13 protein-coding genes, 2 tRNA genes and 3 pseudogenes are annotated in these 18,370 nt (G+C 41.7%); 10 read left to right on the top strand and 8 right to left on the bottom strand.

Going from position 1 to position 18,370, the window contains the following annotated elements:
- Positions 1 to 273: 273 nt before the first annotated feature.
- Positions 274 to 1,050, bottom strand: a complete 777-nt coding sequence (locus IPL35_09525; protein MBK8443627.1) for a glycosyltransferase family 2 protein — start codon at positions 1,048 to 1,050, stop codon at positions 274 to 276.
- Positions 1,051 to 1,328: 278 nt separating this feature from the next.
- Between IPL35_09525 and IPL35_09530 the strand changes: the two are divergent.
- From IPL35_09530 to IPL35_09550, 5 genes and pseudogenes are all read left to right on the top strand, one after another.
- Positions 1,329 to 1,991, top strand: a pseudogene (locus tag IPL35_09530) (PKD domain-containing protein).
- A gap of 6 nt (positions 1,992 to 1,997) precedes the next feature.
- Positions 1,998 to 2,651 (top strand): annotated as a pseudogene (locus IPL35_09535) (PKD domain-containing protein).
- 732 nt (positions 2,652 to 3,383) lie between these two features.
- A pseudogene (locus IPL35_09540) lies at positions 3,384 to 3,911 on the top strand (choice-of-anchor D domain-containing protein).
- Between the two features lie 921 nt (positions 3,912 to 4,832).
- Positions 4,833 to 5,900, top strand: coding sequence for a PKD domain-containing protein (locus IPL35_09545; GenBank protein MBK8443628.1), 1,068 nt, complete (start codon positions 4,833 to 4,835; stop codon positions 5,898 to 5,900).
- Between the two features lie 220 nt (positions 5,901 to 6,120).
- Entirely contained in the window at positions 6,121 to 6,624 is a 504-nt protein-coding gene (locus IPL35_09550) for a T9SS type A sorting domain-containing protein (protein ID MBK8443629.1), read from the top strand.
- Positions 6,625 to 6,700: 76 nt separating this feature from the next.
- Here IPL35_09550 and IPL35_09555 read toward each other — a convergent pair whose 3' ends face one another.
- The 3 genes from IPL35_09555 to IPL35_09565 all read right to left on the bottom strand — a co-directional run bounded on the left by IPL35_09555 (position 6,701) and on the right by IPL35_09565 (position 9,288).
- A complete protein-coding gene (locus tag IPL35_09555) occupies positions 6,701 to 8,104 on the bottom strand; it encodes a CBS domain-containing protein (GenBank protein MBK8443630.1) in 1,404 nt (467 codons plus the stop codon).
- A 160-nt stretch (positions 8,105 to 8,264) separates the two neighbouring features.
- Positions 8,265 to 8,678, bottom strand: a complete 414-nt coding sequence (ssb, locus tag IPL35_09560) for a single-stranded DNA-binding protein (protein MBK8443631.1) — start codon at positions 8,676 to 8,678, stop codon at positions 8,265 to 8,267.
- A 124-nt stretch (positions 8,679 to 8,802) separates the two neighbouring features.
- Positions 8,803 to 9,288: a hypothetical protein gene (locus tag IPL35_09565; protein ID MBK8443632.1), complete on the bottom strand. Its 486-nt coding sequence runs from the start codon at positions 9,286 to 9,288 to the stop codon at positions 8,803 to 8,805.
- Positions 9,289 to 9,507: 219 nt separating this feature from the next.
- On the opposite strand from IPL35_09565, the gene IPL35_09570 reads away from it, so the two are divergent.
- From IPL35_09570 to IPL35_09585, 4 genes are all read left to right on the top strand, one after another.
- Complete coding sequence (locus IPL35_09570) at positions 9,508 to 11,010, top strand: helix-turn-helix domain-containing protein (GenBank protein MBK8443633.1); 1,503 nt, start codon at positions 9,508 to 9,510, stop codon at positions 11,008 to 11,010.
- A gap of 80 nt (positions 11,011 to 11,090) precedes the next feature.
- The gene (locus tag IPL35_09575) at positions 11,091 to 11,930 is read left to right on the top strand and encodes a 5'-nucleotidase C-terminal domain-containing protein (GenBank protein ID MBK8443634.1); all 840 of its coding nucleotides are present in this window, start codon (positions 11,091 to 11,093) and stop codon (positions 11,928 to 11,930) included.
- A gap of 109 nt (positions 11,931 to 12,039) precedes the next feature.
- Positions 12,040 to 12,123 (top strand) — tRNA-Leu (locus IPL35_09580).
- Positions 12,124 to 12,243: 120 nt separating this feature from the next.
- Positions 12,244 to 13,470, top strand: a complete 1,227-nt coding sequence (locus IPL35_09585) for a peptidoglycan DD-metalloendopeptidase family protein (GenBank protein ID MBK8443635.1) — start codon at positions 12,244 to 12,246, stop codon at positions 13,468 to 13,470.
- 74 nt (positions 13,471 to 13,544) lie between these two features.
- On the opposite strand, the gene IPL35_09590 is transcribed toward IPL35_09585, so the two are convergent.
- The 4 genes from IPL35_09590 to IPL35_09605 form a co-directional block, all read right to left on the bottom strand.
- Positions 13,545 to 14,600 (bottom strand): tryptophan 2,3-dioxygenase, encoded by a 1,056-nt coding sequence (locus tag IPL35_09590; protein ID MBK8443636.1) that lies wholly within the window; start codon positions 14,598 to 14,600, stop codon positions 13,545 to 13,547.
- A gap of 53 nt (positions 14,601 to 14,653) precedes the next feature.
- Complete coding sequence (locus IPL35_09595) at positions 14,654 to 16,195, bottom strand: YifB family Mg chelatase-like AAA ATPase (GenBank protein MBK8443637.1); 1,542 nt, start codon at positions 16,193 to 16,195, stop codon at positions 14,654 to 14,656.
- 15 nt (positions 16,196 to 16,210) lie between these two features.
- Complete coding sequence (locus IPL35_09600) at positions 16,211 to 16,951, bottom strand: L,D-transpeptidase family protein (protein ID MBK8443638.1); 741 nt, start codon at positions 16,949 to 16,951, stop codon at positions 16,211 to 16,213.
- 197 nt (positions 16,952 to 17,148) lie between these two features.
- Positions 17,149 to 17,222, bottom strand: a tRNA-Asp gene (locus tag IPL35_09605).
- 174 nt (positions 17,223 to 17,396) lie between these two features.
- Between IPL35_09605 and IPL35_09610 the strand changes: the two genes are divergently transcribed.
- Positions 17,397 to 18,356, top strand: coding sequence for an acetyl-CoA carboxylase carboxyltransferase subunit alpha (locus tag IPL35_09610; protein ID MBK8443639.1), 960 nt, complete (start codon positions 17,397 to 17,399; stop codon positions 18,354 to 18,356).
- Positions 18,357 to 18,370 lie beyond the last annotated feature (14 nt).

An 18,370-nucleotide genomic window follows, 5' to 3' on the forward strand; every position in this document is an offset into this window, starting at 1 on the left:
CAATGAACTTTTCACAACCCCGACTGCTCTTGTTTATCTCGCAGCCCAATTCTTCTTTTCGCTTCTTCGCTGAGGTGGGCAACTCACATCGCCGCTCCGCTGAAGGGGGTCTCTTTTCGCTTCCTTTTTATTATCAACGCCCTTTTTGTCAAACGTTGTTTTCCTTGAAAGCGAGTGCAAAGATAATGACCTTATTTTCTATTCTCCAAATTTTTTTGCAATTATTTTTATTGTTTTTTTAAAATGACTATTTTTTGACTGATTTTCAATGTTTTATGTACTCCTTTTTTTACTTTCTTTTTCCACAATAATCATCTCCAATAGCTTTGATTGCCGGAGGAATGATGAATATGATGATAGAATACATATTTGAAAGCCTGCCAGTCCGTCTAAAAAACCTCTTTTTATAATGTAATCGGTGAAAAACTTAAAGAGTGGTTTGATGAGGATATGCGTGATGGAGCTTTTTTTGCCTTTTTGAAAGTCATCGGCTGCCATTAATGTGGTGAAATTATTTATCTTTTGGGCGTGTTGTGCAATGTTGTTGTAGCTGTAGTGGAGTAGATCTCCTTTGAGTTTTTGCAGGGTGGTGAGCGGTTGCATTTGTACTGACTCGTGAATATTGCCTTGCCAAGTGCCTTTTTGTTTGTTCCAAAGTCGGAGTTTGGTGTCGGGATACCACGCACTGTGCCGTATCCAAGTGCCGCAGTAGTTGGTGCAGCGATTGAAACAATAGGCATCTTTGGAAAAGTTTTGTTTTGCCGATAATATGGATTGTTTTAATTCGTCTGATAAAGTTTCGTCGGCATCTAAGGAGAGGATATAATCGTGGCGGGCGATGTGGTTGCCGTAGTTTTTGGCAGCGGTATAACCCTCCCATTTTCTTTGGATTACTTTAGCCCCGTATTGTTGGCATATAGTGGTGGTGGTGTCGGTGGAAAAACTGTCTATTATTATGACTTCATCTGCTATTCCTTGCAATGAATCTAAACAGCGTGTAATGTTGTGTGCCTCATTGTGGGTGATAATTACTGCACTCAGGGGGGGCATTTTTTATAAGTTCTTGCTTTTTTTTGACAAAGTTAGCAGAATATTCCATCTTTTATAAGAACTTGCTTATTTTTGAAAAAATATCATTTGAATTTTTTATTTAGTTATATTACAGTGATGTTTATTTGTTTCTTTGTTTAAATAATCTTTAATATACTGTCTTTTTGTGGGTGTTGTTTAGTTTATTTTGTTTTTTGTATATATATTAGCTTATTTATTTTCAGGTATTTAATATATTTTATTTTAAATAATTTTATTATTTTCTAAGTTTTATTGTTATGAAACGATTTTTACTGTTTATTCTTTTTTTAGCTTTTATACAAGGGAGGCTTTGTGCTCAAGTAAGCTATGATTTTCCGCTAAATGATGAAACGTTGGAAATAGAGGCGTGTGATATGATTATTTTGTATGATAATGGCGGCGCAGAGGATAATTATGCGCCTTCTTCTGGAACTGTGACGGTGTCGGCTCCCGGTGCTTTGTATTTTACGGTTTCTTTTACGGCGTTTGATTTGGCTGATGATTTTTTTTCGAGTTTACAAATTTATGATGGAGATAACACGATGGGGGCTTCTATCGCAAATTTTGGCTCTGGATTTGAACCCAACTTAAACACCATAGTGGTTTCCTCTACCTCCAATATTGTATCATTTGTATTTAATTCTTTTGAGTTTAACCAAATATCCGGTGAGGGTTTTGCGATAGAGGTTACGCCTGTAGTTGCTGATGGTGTAGAAGATGTGTTTTTTGCAGCCGATTCGCCGATGAGTTGCAACGGCTCGGTGAGTTTTACGGATTACTCGTGCAATGCACCCGATTCGTGGCTGTGGAATTTCGGCGATGGTACGACTTCTACGGCTCAAAACCCTACTCATACTTATACTACTGAAGGAAATTATACCGTGACATTGACCGCTTGCCAAGAAGATGTTTGCGGCTCGTATAGTATGCCTTTCGCTTTTGACAGCGAAGCCAGTTTTTGCTTTCAGGAAATAATGCCTGTGAGCGGTGAAGCCACTACTCAATCTTGTAAAGGCACATTATTAGACCCGGGTGGCAGTGAGCCTTATCCTTTTGAGCCTGTTTCATCTATTTATATTATTGACCCTCCCGGTGCTACTATACAATTCCGGTTTACTGACGTAAATTTAGAGGGTATTATGGATTTTGGTTTTGGTTTGCAGGGAGCGGGTGTAAGAGTTTATAAAGGTGTGGGTACTGCCAATCCTGTTTTTACGGAAATTCCTGCCAATGGTATCCCTCCTTTGAATACTGCTTTTGTGGTGGAAGATGCCATCACGGTAGAGTTTGTTTCGTACAACGGTAATTTTAATTCTTATGATGGCTTTGCGATGGAATGGGAGGTGGCAGCAGAAAATGTACCGCCTGTGGCTGCTTTCAGCACCGCCCAAAGTAGCCCTTTTGCTTTTAATACACCTGTTCAGTTTAATGATGAAAGCAGCAATAATCCGGGTGAGTGGCTTTGGAATTTTGGTGACGGCACTATTTCCACTGAACAAAATCCGCAGCACGCTTATACCGGTGTGGGCGATTTTACGGTGACGCTTGTGAGTACTAATTGCGAAGGCAACAGCAATGCCTTTTCGCAGGTGGTGACGGTTTTACCTTCGCCTACTCTGCTCAGTTATAGTCCGGCTTCGTTTTTCGTGACTTTGGAGTCCGGCGAAACTACCACCGAAACGCTCACTATCAATGCGGGCGGCGGCGGATTACTCAGCTATGATATTCAGGGTGCTGATGAAAGTTTTGCGGGTGTTATTTCGGTGTTGGTGTATAATTGGGGAGGCTTTAGTGCCGATGATGAAAAACAATATCAAAATACACTCCATATTTTGCAGGACAATTTCGGCACTTTAAATTATACCGAAACTTCTACTCAAAATGCCAATGAGTTGGAGAGTTTATTGGCTAATACACAAATTTTATTAGTACCCGGACGTGAAGATGATATAAATGAGGATATTTTTGAAGATTTTCAGGAAGTATTGCAAACTTTTGTAGAAAACGGCGGCTCTGTTATTTTTACTGGCGACAGCAGTGGCGATGCTATTAGGCAATCGGGATTGTTAAATGGTAATGCGGGAGCTTATTTGTTCAATCCGCTTATTTTAACGGAAAATAATGAACACCCCTTGCTGCAAGATGTGAATACTTCATTTTACGGAAAATCGGGCGTTATTCCCTATAACTTTACCAATAATGATATTCAGAATGTATTGAATTTTCAGAGTACGCTTTTGGTATCCTATCGCGAGGCAGGAGCAGGTAAAGTGGTTTATTTATCCTTTAATTATTATTTTTATAATGATGATATGGAGCAAATTTTGGCTAATGCCATTTCGTGGACTGCCGGCAATGAACAAACACAATGGCTGTTTGTAAATCCTGAAACCGGAAATATCAATGCCAACAGTTCGCAACAAATAGAGTTGTTGTTTGATGCTACCGGAAAACCCGCCGGAACTTATAATGTTACTTTACAAATTTATACCAACGACCCCGCTAATCCTGTAATTCAAGTGCCTTGTATTTTGGTAATTATCGGTATGCCGCAAATTTCTGTTTCTGATAATTCCTTAGATTTTGGCAATGTTATTCAATATACCTCCGCTACTGAAGAATTTACCATATATAATACAGGCAGCGATACCCTTTTTGTTACAGGCATCACTATCGGTGACAATCAGTTTACAACTGATGTGGACGATTTTTATTTATATCCGGGTTTTTCCTATACAATAGATGTTACTTTTGCTCCTACCGAAATTTTTACTCACAATAATGTGCCCTTAATTATTGAAAATAATGACGAGCCTATCACTGTGTATCTTAACGCAAATGCCACAGGCGCACCGGTTTCTTCCGTTAGCCCTGCTGCTATTAATTATACACTAAATGTAGGCGAAACCGGCAGCACTACACTTACGCTGAATAATCCCGGAGCCGGATATTTAGAATATAATATCAGTGCCAATTTGGTGTCTGCCAATACAGGATTTATTCTTAATTTTACTACTGATAATTATCCTACCGAATTTTATTGGCAATTATTTGATTCCGAAGGCAATTTATTGGCAGAAAGTATTCCGGGTAATTATACGGATGTTCTGACCGATTATACTGAATCGTTGATGGGGCTTTCGAGTGGCGAAAATTATACTTTGGAATTGTGGGATTCTTTTGGTGATGGTGGCTTGACTTCGTATGAAGTTTTAGATGCCACTACGATGGAAGTAGTTGATAGTGGCACGTTTGCTCCTTCTGATGGAGATAGCGGCTTTGAAGGTACAAAACTCACTGTTGATTTAGGAAGTCCTACGCTTAATCCTTCCGATTTGTGGGTTACTTTTAGTCCCACACAGGGTGAGTTGGATTTTCCTACCGGTTCGCAGGAAGTTGTAATTAATTTTGATGCAACTAATTTGCTGGGTGGTATTTACGAAACTACGCTCGTTATTGCCTCCAACGACCCTTTAACTCCTACTATTTCTATTCCGGTGACACTCACTGTTATTGGCATACCCCAAATTAATGTTTCTCAAAATACACTTGATTTCGGCAGTATCTTGGTCGGTTTGGAAAATACGCTCACTTTTACCGTCAGTAATGAAGGCGGTACTGATGATTTGGTGATTAGTTCTATTCAGATAGGAAATGCACATTATGAAGTCTCTCCTTCTAATTTAACCCTCGACCCCAATGAAACTGCTACCATTACCGTTACTTTTTCGCCAAATAATGTGGGCGACTGGGATACTCAAATGATTTTGGTGAATAACTCACAAGATGGGAATATTACCGTCAATTTGCAGGGAGCAGGACAACCCGCACCCAGTGCTTCCGTGAGTGCCACTGATGGTATCAACATCGTGTTGCAAGCCGGACAAAGCGGAATTGAAAGTTTTGTGGTTGCCAATACCGGAGCCGGAAATCTGGAGTTCGATATGCCTGCCAATAACCCTACTTATTTAGATTTCAGTACACAGGGCGGTAATGTAGCTCCTAACGGACAAAGTACGGTGACACTCGCTTTTGATGCTACAGGTATGACCGCAGGTGTATATGATTATGTTTTAGTAATTTCCACCAACGATCCTCTCAATCCTACTATCAATGTTCCTGTTACGTTGCAGGTCATTGCTTTTCCACAAGCGAGCTTCAATGCCAACAATACCGATGTATGCGGAACGGATATTACTGTTCAGTTCACCGACCAATCTGTGAATGTGCCTACTTCCTGGTTGTGGAATTTTGGTGATGGTACTACTTCTACTGCACAAAATCCTACCCACGTTTATACCGAAAATGGTACATATACTGTTACACTCGTTGCTTCTAACGAATTGGGAGCAGATACACTTATTTTACAGGATTATATTGAAGTAGATTTATACTGTATTGATAAACCTATTACTTGGAACGGCTCTCAAAGTGTGCAGGGCTGTAATGGTTCTTTGTATGACAGTGGCGGAGCAGACGGCAATTATGCCAATAATTCCAATGGAACACTCTCTGTTACTGCTCTTGGTGCTACTGCTATGGTGCTCACTTTTACTCAATTCAACTATGAGCTTGGTTTTGATACTTTGTATGTGTACGAAGGCACGCAAGCTATTCCAAGTGCTTTGGTGGGTGCTTATAGCGGCACTTCTTTGCCTGCCGGCGGTACAATTACTATCACAGGTCCTTCGTTTACTTTACGCGAAAAAACAGCTGTTAATGGCGGCAGCTTTGCGGTTTTAAACTCAATTTTGCCTGCCAGCAACCCGAAGCTCCCCCTACGGCGGCTTTCACTGCAACCCCTACGGCAGTATGCAGCGGTTTGGTAGTATTCAACAATCAATCAACATTGGCTTCTACCTATTCCTGGAATTTTGGCGATGGCTCTACTTCTTCTAATCCTGCCCCTACTCATCAATATACCGAAAGCGGCACTTATACCGTCACGCTCACTGTTACCAACAGCTTTGGAGATGCCACTGCTACCGAAACCCTTAATTTGAATGTATTGTATCCGAATGTAGGCATTTGCGAAGCGGCAAACCCAACGTGCCTATTCAGTTTAAAGATAATACTGCCAATGCTACTGATTGGTTATGGGATTTCGGCGATGGAACTTTGTTGCCCAGTGTTCAGAACCCTACCCATACTTATACTGCGGCAGGAACTTATACTGTTACGCTTTCTATTTCTAATACGGGTGTGGCTGCCAACTGCTTGGTGCAGTATTCCGCCAATATCGTTATCAGCAATGCTGCCCCCGATGAATGTACCTATGTAGGTATCAATGACCCCATACCTGCTATCGGCGATTTGAATGTGTATCCTAATCCTACAAAAAATCATTTATTTGTACAATGGAATAATGGCGCAGATAAAAATTGTACAATAGCTATATATGATATGTTAGGAAAATCAGTGCTGCAACAGTCTGTTGAAAATACAGGTGCTATTACCGAACAATTAGATATTAGCCATTTGGCAGCAGGCAGTTATGTGTTGATGGTGCGTAATGCACATCAATTTATAAAACGTCATTTTGTAGTGGAATAAAAAAATGATGGTATAAATAAAAATAAAACAGCCCGAAAAGTATGCACTTTTCGGGCTGTTTTATTACATATCAGCACTAATCTGCTATACGCACTTGCACTTGCTCTATGAGATTTTCGGCGAGTGCCAATACGGTAAAATGTAGATTTTTATATGAAAATTCTTTGTCTTTTTCAGGAAAATCACCCACAATATTCAAAATCATACCCGCCAAAGTATTGACATCGCCGCTTACTTCGGCAAATAGGTTTTTGTCTATTTCCAATAAGTCGTACATTTCATCTAAGCCTATCTTTCCTTCAAAAACCCAAGTAGTCGCATTGATTTGTTCGGCACGGTGCGCGTGATGCTCATCATCTTGGTCGGTTTCGTCATAAATATCGCCTACCAATTCTTCTAATATATCCTCCATCGTAATAATGCCCGCCGTACCACCGTATTCATCTACTACTATGGCTATATGGTGGTGGGTGCGCCGAAATTCGTTGAGCAGGTCATCTATTTTTTTATTTTCGGGTACAAACATCGGCTTGCGCAACAGCGTATGCCAATTAAAATGTTTGCCTTGTGTTTGTGTGCTGTGCAATAATACATCTTTGGCTACGATAATACCGATAATGTGGTCTATATCTTCTTGATATACAGGTACGCGCGAGTAGCCTGAATCTTGCAGCGACTGTAGTAATTCGTTGAAACTCACCGTGGCTTCTATCGCAAAAACATCGCGGCGTTGGCGCATTATTTTTTTTACAGATATTAATGAAAAGCTCGCCACCTTCGCCAACAGACTTTTTTCGCTGCGCAAATAATTGATTCCCGTGCTGCTGTTGCCGATAGTGTCGTTTTTTTGTGTGGTGGTTTCCGTTGAATTGTTTTTTGCCGGAAACGATTGCAGCTGGCTGCCGCCCGATGTATTATATACTATACTTTCTTGTGGCAATAATTTGTATAAAGGTTGTGTAAAACGGGTAAGATTATCTATAAGTGCTTCGTGGCGGAGTACCGTAGAAGGGGCTTTTAAAACGGCATAATGCTTCGGTAATAATACTACCAACCACATCAAACACAGACCTATCAGCCATACTATTGCCCAAAATGCAAATGGATATAGCAAGTCGGCGGTGTAATGGTGCAATAAATAGATGATGAGGATATATGCGGTGGTTTGGCACAAATGCCGGAGGGTGTATAATGCAAAATATACCGGACGCGGTGCTGCCAATAAATGTTGCAATCGCTTAGAGCCGCTAATATTGATGAGCCATTCTTCGGGCTGCTGTACCAATACTTGTGCAAAGGCGGCTTCTATTGCAGAGAGGCGCACACTCAGCCATAATAACACAATGCTCAACAAAACGGCTATTCCGCTAAATGCAAGTGTATGGGGAAACAATATATAAATAAAGATAAAAACACGGCTCTTGTACAGCGGAGGCTCGTCGAGGGAGTAATAATTATCTGTACTGCTACAACTATCCAATCGTTCTGCTTTTAATTAAAAAAATAGTATTCCTTTTTTGTTATTAAAAAGGTTTGCACAAATTATATACCAGCATTTTGTTATTTTAAAATAACGGCTGTGATATTTAAATTTTATTATTATGATGCTGTCTGCTTTTGCGGCAAACTTTTTTTATTTACTAAAACGGTAAATCATCGGAGTCGGGAGCTTGCGGCAAATCGTCTATTTCTTCGCGGCGGCTATTGCTGCGGTCTTCAAACGGACGACGCTCCAACATACTCAAATCCAAAGCCTCTATCTCTGTGATGTGGCGGTCGTGTCCGTTTTCGTCTTTCCACGAACGCGATTTCAACCGCCCCTCAATAAATACCAAACTTCCTTTTTTTAAAAATTTTTCCGCAATAGATGCCAAATTACGCCACACTACAATATTGTGCCACTCGGTAATTTCCACTTTCTCGCCGGCTTTGTTTCTGAACGACTCATCGGTAGCCACCGGAAAGGTAGCTTTCAATACGCCATTTTCCAAATATTTCACTCGGGGATCTTGACCTAATCTGCCAATAATCATTACTTTGTTTAGCGTTCTCATAATTGCTTAATTGTTATTTACTGCTGTTGAAAATGATTGTCTTTACACAAATTTATTAAAAACCTACAATGTTGCAATGTTTTTTATAAATATTTTTATATCTCAACCAATTATAACTCGTATTTCAACGACCATTGGAGCGTAAACTTCTTTCGCGCAAGTACTCAATGCGGGCGTTGGCGGCTTCTACTTCTTCTATGCGCGGAATATAGTCGCTGCGCGTGCCTTTGCGGGATTTCAGCATCGTTACCATGCCTATATACTCGGCTGTGTCCGAATAAACATATACTTCTAATTTTTTTTGAGACTCTAATTTCGGCAATACTAAATTTACTTCTTTATAACTGCTCAAGTTATGATTAGAGTCTTTAATGTGGCTGGTTTGCTCGCAAGGCAACGAACTCACAATACTGTCTTTTATCAAACACAACAAGCGCACCCGAATACTGTCGGCGGCTTGCTTGCCGGTGTTCGTTATTTCGTTTTGTGTATAAAATTTATCCTTCTGTATTTTGCCGCTGTGCGTTAGTATTTCTAAATGTGCTTTTTGCTGCGGTGCTTCCATTTCTTTGCAAGCTCCCGCTACAAACAGCAAGCCTGCAATGAGCATAATCGTGTATATGTTTTTGTTAATTGGTGCATTTTTTCGATTTTACTGCAAAATTATATATATTTTATAAGCTATTATTTATTTTCTGTGCTTGTATGTATCATTTGCAGATTTGTATGTTGCACAGCAATAATTTTATTTTCGCTTAGGGCGAATTTTCGCAAAATCTGCTTTTAGTGTATCTTTGTCTTTCTTCATCTCTTATTTTATTCTTTTACTTTGCCTGTGATTAGAGAAAATAATATCAAAATTATTTTTGGTTTAAAAATAAAGCATCTGCGCGAAAGCAAAAATTTGTCGCTGCTGATGCTATCCAAAAGTTCGGGACTGTCGATTTCTTATCTTAATGAAATTGAACGCGGCAAAAAATATCCCAAAACCGACAAAATTGTCGCCCTTGCCCGCGCCCTCGACAGCAGCTACGATGCACTTGTATCATTGCAACTGCCTCCCAAATTACAACGACTCGGGAATTTGCTCACTTCTAATATCATCAGCGACCTGCCTTTGTATTTGTTTGGTTTGGATTTTGGCAAAATGGTGGAGTGGATGAGCAACGAACCCGTAAAATTCAGCGCATTTATCGGCACTATCACCGAAATTGCCCGCACCTACGACCTCCAAAAAGAATATTTTTATTTCGCCGCCCTGCGCAGCTATCAGGAATTGCACGACAATTATTTTGAAGAACTCGAAGAAGGTGTGCAGTTTTTTATCAAAAAATATAAAGTGGATACGCTGCACCTCAGCTACGAATTTTTTGAAAATTTGCTGCGTCAGAAATTTGCCTGCTATATCAGTTACTTTTCGCTCGAAACCCACCCCGAACTTACCGCCATTCGCTATGTGTTTTTGCCCGAAAAAAACCGCCTCCTCCTCCACCCTCGCCTCAATGAATCGCAAAAGGCTTTTATTATCGGCAGAGAAATTACTTTTAATGTTTTAAAAGCCAAAGAACGCCCCACTACTTCGGTGATGGTACAAGTGCCTTCTTTTGAACACCTCATTAATCATTTTAAGGCTTCGTATTGTACGGCGGCTCTGCTCATTCCCCGCGAAAGGCTGCTGCCCGATATTGAGCGTTGGCTGGCGCATCGTACATGGAATGCTGATGATTTTTTTGAACTTCTGGCAAAATATCCCGTTTCGGCAGAATTGTTTTTGTTTCGGCTTACGAATATTTTGCCCAAATTTTTCAATATCAAAGATTTATTTTTACTCCGCTTTCAGCAAAATCGCGATGGCGGCAACGATGGCTACGACCTCACCAAAGAATTGCACCTGAGCCAAGATGCCCCGCAATCGCACAGCAACGAAACGCTGTTGCATTATTGCCGCCGATGGAGTGCGCTCCAATCCCTCCAATTGCTCAATACCCAACAACAACAGGGCAGTGCTGCTCCGGCAATTTTGGTTCAACGCTCTGTGTTTTTGGACAGCGGCAATGAATATTGGTGCTTGTCGGTGGCGCGTGCTATGGATCCTACGCCATTGCTCAATTCCAGCGTCACTATCGGGCTGCGCATCAATGAAGAACTGGCGAAAAAAGCCGCTTTTGTGCAAGACCCCCACATTCAACGGGTCGTTGTAAACCAAAATTGCGAAAATTGTCCGCTGCACGATTGTCAGGAGCGTGTTGCACCGCCTACCCTTTACGAAAATAATCAACAACAACTCCGCCTACAAGCCGCCTTGTTGCGACTTAAAGATGAACAATTATAAAAAAAATTAACCGCCTGTTTATCAATATACTTTCAAAAAAAAGCTAACTTTGTTTATTATCATTTTTTTGGTGAAAAATTATGCTGAGTAAATTATGTAGTAAGCAATGGATAAAAATTGTCGGTGTATTCTTGCCCCTCATTACTTGCTTGCAGGCTTGTTATAGCGGCTATTATGTAAATCAGGCGGCTTACAGCACACCGCAAATCATTTATTCCGATACGCTGCCCACCGATTCGGCAATCGTTGCCCGCATCGGCAGCTACCACATGGAGCTGCTGCCCGAAGACTCGGCAATGGCGGCTTTTATTGCGCCTTACAAAGCTGATATTTCAAAACAAATGGACGTGGTTATTGGCGAAGTGGACGGCGCACTCACACATTCGCGCAGTGCACCTGAAAGCACTTTGGGCAATTGGGCTTGCGATGCAATGATGCTGATGATGAAAGAAAAAACCAACGAACCCATTGATTTTTGTGTTATTAATAAAGGTGGTTTGCGGATTCCCGAATTGCGCGGCTCTGTTACTATTGGGCGTATTTATGAACTAATGCCTTTTGACAACGCCCTCACCACAGTTACTTTGGACAGTGCGCAGGTAATTCAGTTTTTTCAACATATTGCTGCCAACGGCGGCTGGCCTGTATCCAAAGAAGTATCCGCAATAATGGATAAAGATAATAACACCCTCATCAATGTATCCATCAACAAAGAAGCGGTGCGCGGTAATCGTACTTATACTGTGCTGGTGAGCGATTATATAGCCAATGGTGGCGATAAATGTTTCTTTTTGCAGGGCTTACCGCGCCAAAGTTATAATTTTTTGATGCGCGATGCACTCCTGAAAGCGGTAATATACAGTACCCGACAAGGCGAAAAAATACACGCCCAACTTGACAATCGTATGTTTTGGGACTAAAACAGTCGGTCGTTATCCTTTATTTATAAAAAAATAAGCCCGCAATGTTTTGTACAACCTCATAATTGTATTATCTTTGCACCGCTATTTTTATATAGTTGTACATTTTGCCCAGATGGTGAAATTGGTAGACACGCTATCTTGAGGGGGTAGTGCTCGCAAGGGCATGCAAGTTCGAGTCTTGTTCTGGGCACACTTGAGCATTTTTTCTTTATAAACCGTTCTCTTAAAACAAGAACGGTTTTTTTATTTTCAAACCATTGATACACAATAATTTTTGTTTCTTTGTGTCGTTATTTTTTTTGGTAAAAAAATGTTTAGGGTGAAAAAATATGCTTTGTATGTTTGCCTGCTGCTTGTGATGGTGGCAGGTGCTATTGCCGCCCAACAAGATGGCAGTTCCAAGAAAAATTTGGAAAATGAAAAAAAACGCCTCGCTAAAGAAATAGAACAAAGCAGTAAATTGTTGGAGGAAATCAGCCAAAAGAAAAAAAACTCTCTCAGCGAACTTTCCGTACTATCCAAACAACTCAAAGACCGCGAACGCCTTGTTCAGAATATTAATCAGCAACTCAATAATACCAATGCGGAAATACTTGCGCTTGAACGCTCCCTTGCCGAAATAGACAGTGGCACTGTTCAATTGCGCAATAATTATGCAGATATGGTGCGCTTTGCTTATAAAGTGCATAAAACTCACAGCTTTTTGGCTTTTTTGCTCTCTGCCGAATCTTTTAATGATGCCTACCGCCGACTCCAATATATTCGCCGCCTCAATGATTACCGCCAACAAAGGGTGAACGAAATGATCAAAGTGAGCGAAGAAAAAAAAGCGAAAGTTGCCGAACTCAATGATAACCGAGTGAAAAGTGCTTCGCTGCTGCAAGACCACCAGCAAGAATCTGAACAACTGCGCCTTTCCAAAAAACGGCAGGATAACTTGGTGAAAGAATTGGGCAATGAAGAAAGCGATTTGAGAAAAAAAATAAAAGAAAAAGAAAAAGCCGTCAAACGATTAGATGATCAAATCCGCGATATTATCCGCCGCGAACTCGCTGCTACCGAAACTCGCAAAGGCAGTGGCTCGGCTGTCGGTGCTGCTCCCAACATTGCCGTAGAACGCCTCTCGGCTGATTTTAGCAAAAATCAGGGAAAATTGCCCTGGCCTGTACAACAAGGTTATATCGCCGGAACTTTCGGCAGAAATATGCACCCTTTGGTCAAAAATGTTTATACCACCAACAACGGTATTGATATCGCCACCCAACCCAACAGCGAAGTGCGTGCTATTTTTTCCGGCACGGTGAGCAATATTCTGCATAGTCCGGGCTTTCAAACGGCGGTAATCATCAAGCACGGGCAGTATTTTACCGTATATACCAACTTAAAAGAGGTATTCGTAAATAAAGGAGATGAAGTAAAGGCAAAACAAAGTATCGGTGTTGTTTTTACCAATGAAGACAACGAAACCGAATTGCATTTGGAAATCTGGAAAGGTACGAATAAACTCAATCCTCAAAAATGGATTGCAGCACAATAATACTCATTGATGCTCCAATCTATTCTTTGTTTTTTTGAAAAAATTTGGAATTGTTCTGTTGCTTTTTTCTACTTCTATTTTACAAAAAATCCCAACTCCTGCTGCAATTCCGCACTCAATATCGGCAAATTGCGGCGTTCAATCATAAAACTCGTAAGCTGCGTGATTTCGGAAAATATATAGTGCTTGTCTAATGCTCCCCGCAGATAACCCGCTCCTGTGCTGCCGCCCGTACCCATGCGCGTGCCGATGGTGCGCTGTACCATTGCCACATGCCTGAAACGCCAAGTTGCTAATTTTTCATCTATATCCAACAGTGTATTCAACAGACGATACGGCACTTGCAACAGAGGATAATCGCGGTAGAGCATAATAAACAACGCTGAACGACAGGCATCTGCACTCATTTGTGGGGTAGTTGTATCATTTTCTATCAAAAATACCTGATCAAAAAATTCCAGATTGTTGCGCTCGCCTTCTACCAAACTTTTTGCATATAATTGGCGGTAATCATTCCAAAAAGCATGCAAACCGTTGTTGTTTTCTTCTTTAAAAATGGGGTGATAATTTTTCCAGAATTTCGCTTCATCAAAAAATGGCATGCGCTCCAACCAATTATTGATTAAATATAATAAAGACGGCTGCTGGTCTAAATCACGGATAATTTGGGCATCTTCGGGGCGCAACTGACTTAAAAAATATTCCCTGCCCACACGATGTTCCATTTTTAATCCCAAACTGCTCTCTACTATCTTGAATTGCAAACTCTGAAATCCTGATGCCGGACGCAGTAAGTTGCGAAAATCCAAAAAGTCTAAAGGTGTCATGGTTTCCAAAATAGAAATCTGCTGCACCAATATATCTAATATTGTTACAATACGCTGCAAGCGATGCAAAGCCGTTGGCAGGTCGGGGCTGTTTTCGGCAATAGGGTGCGCAAATATCTTCATTACCGAACCCAATTCGTGGCGTATTTGCTTAAACCACATTTCGTAGGTTTGATGAATGATGATAAACAACATCTCATCATGTGCTTCGCGCTCTATCAGTTCGCTTTCAGGAAATTGTGCGTTCAAAACATCATCTAAACGCAAATAATCTTTATAATAAACTCCTTTTGTGTGTTCCATCATTTTTATTACATTTATATATATAAAAATTTTATCCCATATCACATCTTTGGTTAAGATGCCCAGCCTTCGCGGTCTAAACTGCGAAAATGAATGGCTTCGGCAAGATGTTCTATTTTAATGTCTTCGCTTTGTGTTAAATCGGCTATGGTGCGGCTCACTTTCAAAATACGGTCGTAGGCGCGTGCCGATAATCCTAATTTTTCCATTGCCGCTTTCAAAAGTGTTTGCCCTGCCGCCGTAATCCCGCAATATTCTTTTATTTCTTTGCTGCCCATTTGTGCATTGCAATACATGGCTTTTTCGGATTGATACCGCTCCAATTGCATCTGCCGCGCCGCCACCACACGCTCGCGGATAGGTTCGCTGTGCTCGCCCTCCTGCGATGATGCCAACTCGCTGAAAGGAACAGGTGTTACTTCCACATGCAGGTCTATTCTGTCTAACAAGGGTCCCGAAATTTTATTCAGATATTTTTGTACCACTCCCGGCGCACATACACATTCTTTTTCGGGGTGATTGAAATAACCACAAGGGCAGGGATTCATGGAGGCTACGAGCATAAAACTCGCCGGATAATCTACTGTAAATTTTGCCCGCGAAATGCTGATGCGCCGTTCTTCCATCGGCTGACGCAACACTTCCAGTACGGTGCGCTTGAACTCGGGCAGCTCGTCAAGAAACAATACGCCGTTGTGTGCCAAAGATATTTCGCCGGGCTGCGGAATATTGCCGCCGCCTACTAATGCTACATCGCTTACCGTGTGGTGCGGCGAACGAAAAGGGCGCACTGTTACCAAAGCCGATTCTTGCTGTAATTTACCCGCAACCGAGTGTATTTTGGTGGTTTCCAAGGCTTCGTGCAGAGTAAGTGGCGGCAAAATGGAGGGTAGGCGTTTGGCGAGCATCGTTTTGCCGGCTCCCGGAGGTCCTATCAAAATAACGTTGTGCCCACCGGCGGCAGATATTTCAAGGGCGCGTTTGATGTTTTGCTGCCCTTTTACTTCCGAAAAATCCAAAGGGCTGTTTTTGAGATTTTCGTAAAACTCACGGCGCGTATCTACTACGGTGGGTTCTATTTTCAGTGTGCCGTTGAAAAACGCTATCACATCTTGCAGATGCGTCATTCCATACACCTCCAAATCGTTCACGATAGCCGCTTCGCGGGCATTTTGTTGAGGTAAAATCAAGCCTTTAAACCCTTCTTTTCGCGCTTGAATTGCAATAGGCAAAGCTCCTTTGACAGGTTGCAAGGTGCCATCTAAAGACAACTCGCCCATAATGATGTATTTATCTACCGCTTCGCTTTTTATTTGCGCTGATGCCGCCAAAATGCCGCAAGCAATGGTGAGGTCGTGGGATGCACCTTCTTTGCGAATATCCGCCGGAGCCATATTTACCACGATTTTCATACGCGGTATGTTGTAGCCCGAATTTTTGAGGGCGGTTTCTATTCGCTGATAGCTTTCTTTTACGGCATTGTCGGGTAAACCCACCAAAAAATATCCGGTTCCTGCGCTGATGTTCACTTCTACAGTGATAGTGGTAGCGTTAACACCAAAAACTGCGCTGCCGTGTACTTTTATTAATGCCATAAATGTTTTTAATTTTTAATAAAAACTGTAGTTGCCGTTTTCGTCAATATGCACAAAAGGGGGGCGGCGTTTGTAGATAAAATAGGAGTAGGCTTCTTCCAAAACGTGCCAAAAACGGTGCAACTCTTCGTCTTGTTTGTCGTGCTCGTATAGGAAGGGTGTGGTGATATCAAATTTGTAGGGAAAAATATGTACCGGTATATAGGTTTGACCATTTTCGCGGGCTTTGGCGCAGAGCCAATATATTTCTTTGATTTTTTCGTTGGTCATTGCCAAGCAGCCGATACTGAAACAATCGCCGTGAATGTAGATGTCGCCGCCTAAATTGCCGCTTTTGCTGCGCTGGCGGTCGGAGGTATTGGGATAATTGATGCCGAGCGAAAGATAAAAATTGCTGTTGGGATTAAATTCGTTGATGTAATAAAATCCTTCGGGTACTTGCTCGTCGCCGCGCTTGCTCTTGGGTCCCAATTTGCCGGAAGATTTGCAGATGGAGTAATCGCAGAATTTGTAGTAGTCCTGATTGTGTTCGTATTGTACCCACACTTCCAGAATAAGCTCTTCTTTGAATGCACGCAAATACACATTTTTGGGTCCTTGGTCGTAGTTCCAGCCGCGCCGTTCAAATTCTTCGCGCAGCCATTCATCTTTTTCTTTCTTGGCTGTCGCCACTCGCCCATGGTTCAGTTGCGATGCCAAAAAACCGGGCTGTGCTGCCAATACTGTACTCCACAACACTATACCCAAAAAAAACATTCTTTTTATCCAAAGCATAAAAAAACGTCCGTACTAACTTGTTATTGCTACAAAAGTAGCAATATTCTACCACATATTGCTGTATTTTTTATTTGCAATATCTATTATTGGGTTTCGCGGAGTTTTTTTGTGTGTTCAAAAATGGGTATAAAAAAAGTGGCACTTCGTAAGAAGTACCACTTTCTAAATTTGTTTTGCGGTCTGGACGGGACTCGAACCCGCGACCTCCTGCGTGACAGGCAGGCATTCTAACCAACTGAACTACCAAACCGTCGCTAAAACATCTCTAACTGTTCAAAACAATACCTGATGTTTTTAAAAGCGTTGCAAAGTTAAGGCTTTTTTTTTTACTGCAAAATTTTTTTGAAAAAATATTTTTATCTCTTTTTGCTATCCTTACTGTAACTTTGCTGCTCTTATTATCAAAACTTACCTCTCAAAGCTTATGCCAACTTTTTTGGATTTTGAAAAGCCGATTGAAGATTTATACCTTCAAATTGAAAAGGTAAAAAAATTAGGCGAAACACAAAAGGTAGATGTTACAGAACAAATAGCTGCTTTGGAGCAACAAATTGTAGCCACTACCGAGCGTGTGTATAGCAGCCTCACAGCTTGGCAAAGAGTGCAGTTGTCGCGCCACCCCGAACGCCCCTATACTTTGTTTTATATCCACGAAATGTGCAAAGGGCAATTTACTGAATTGCACGGCGACCGCTGCTTCGGCGATGATAAAGCATTGGTGGGCGGCTTCGGATTGCTCGATGGACACACAACGGTGATGTTTATCGGACACCAAAAAGGCACTACCGCCAAAATGCGCCAATATCGCAATTTCGGTATGGCAAATCCAGAAGGCTATCGTAAGGCTCTGCGATTGATGAAACTCGCCGAAAAATTTAACAAACCTATTGTGTGCCTCATTGATACTCCCGGTGCATTTCCGGGCATTGAAGCCGAAGAGCGTGGGCAAGCCGAAGCCATCGCCCGTAATTTGTTTGAAATGGTGCAACTCCGCGTGCCGGTGCTGTGTATTGTTATCGGCGAAGGGGCTTCGGGTGGTGCACTCGGCATTGGTATCGGTGACCGACTCCTGATGATGGAAAATACTTGGTACTCGGTGATTTCGCCCGAATCCTGCTCCTCGATTCTGTGGCATAGCTGGGATTTTAAAGAAACTGCCGCCGAACAATTAAAACTTACCGCCAACGATATGAAACACTACGGCATTATTGACGGTATCATTGAAGAGCCGCTCGGTGGAGCGCATCAAGACCCCAACCGCGCCGCCGAATATCTCAAACAGCAGATTCAGGAGCATTTGGCACAACTCCAACGCATTGACCCCGAAACACGCATCAATAATCGTGTGGAAAAATATGATAAAATGGGGCATTTTACGGCTTGATAAATGTAAGTTTG

Source organism: Sphingobacteriales bacterium (assembly GCA_016711285.1).
GTDB lineage: Bacteria > Bacteroidota > Bacteroidia > Chitinophagales > UBA2359 > JADJTG01.

Coding starts and splice junctions, on each gene's coding strand:
- ssb (MBK8443631.1), bottom strand. CDS start 8,678: ATGAGAACGCTAAACAAAGTAATGATTATTGGCAGATTAGGTCAAGAT.
- IPL35_09585 (MBK8443635.1), top strand. CDS start 12,244: ATGTTTAGGGTGAAAAAATATGCTTTGTATGTTTGCCTGCTGCTTGTG.
- IPL35_09565 (MBK8443632.1), bottom strand. CDS start 9,288: ATGCTCATTGCAGGCTTGCTGTTTGTAGCGGGAGCTTGCAAAGAAATG.
- IPL35_09545 (MBK8443628.1), top strand. CDS start 4,833: ATGATTTTGGTGAATAACTCACAAGATGGGAATATTACCGTCAATTTG.
- IPL35_09600 (MBK8443638.1), bottom strand. CDS start 16,951: ATGTTTTTTTTGGGTATAGTGTTGTGGAGTACAGTATTGGCAGCACAG.
- IPL35_09595 (MBK8443637.1), bottom strand. CDS start 16,195: ATGGCATTAATAAAAGTACACGGCAGCGCAGTTTTTGGTGTTAACGCT.
- IPL35_09590 (MBK8443636.1), bottom strand. CDS start 14,600: ATGGAACACACAAAAGGAGTTTATTATAAAGATTATTTGCGTTTAGAT.
- IPL35_09610 (MBK8443639.1), top strand. CDS start 17,397: ATGCCAACTTTTTTGGATTTTGAAAAGCCGATTGAAGATTTATACCTT.
- IPL35_09525 (MBK8443627.1), bottom strand. CDS start 1,050: ATGCCCCCCCTGAGTGCAGTAATTATCACCCACAATGAGGCACACAAC.
- IPL35_09575 (MBK8443634.1), top strand. CDS start 11,091: ATGCTGAGTAAATTATGTAGTAAGCAATGGATAAAAATTGTCGGTGTA.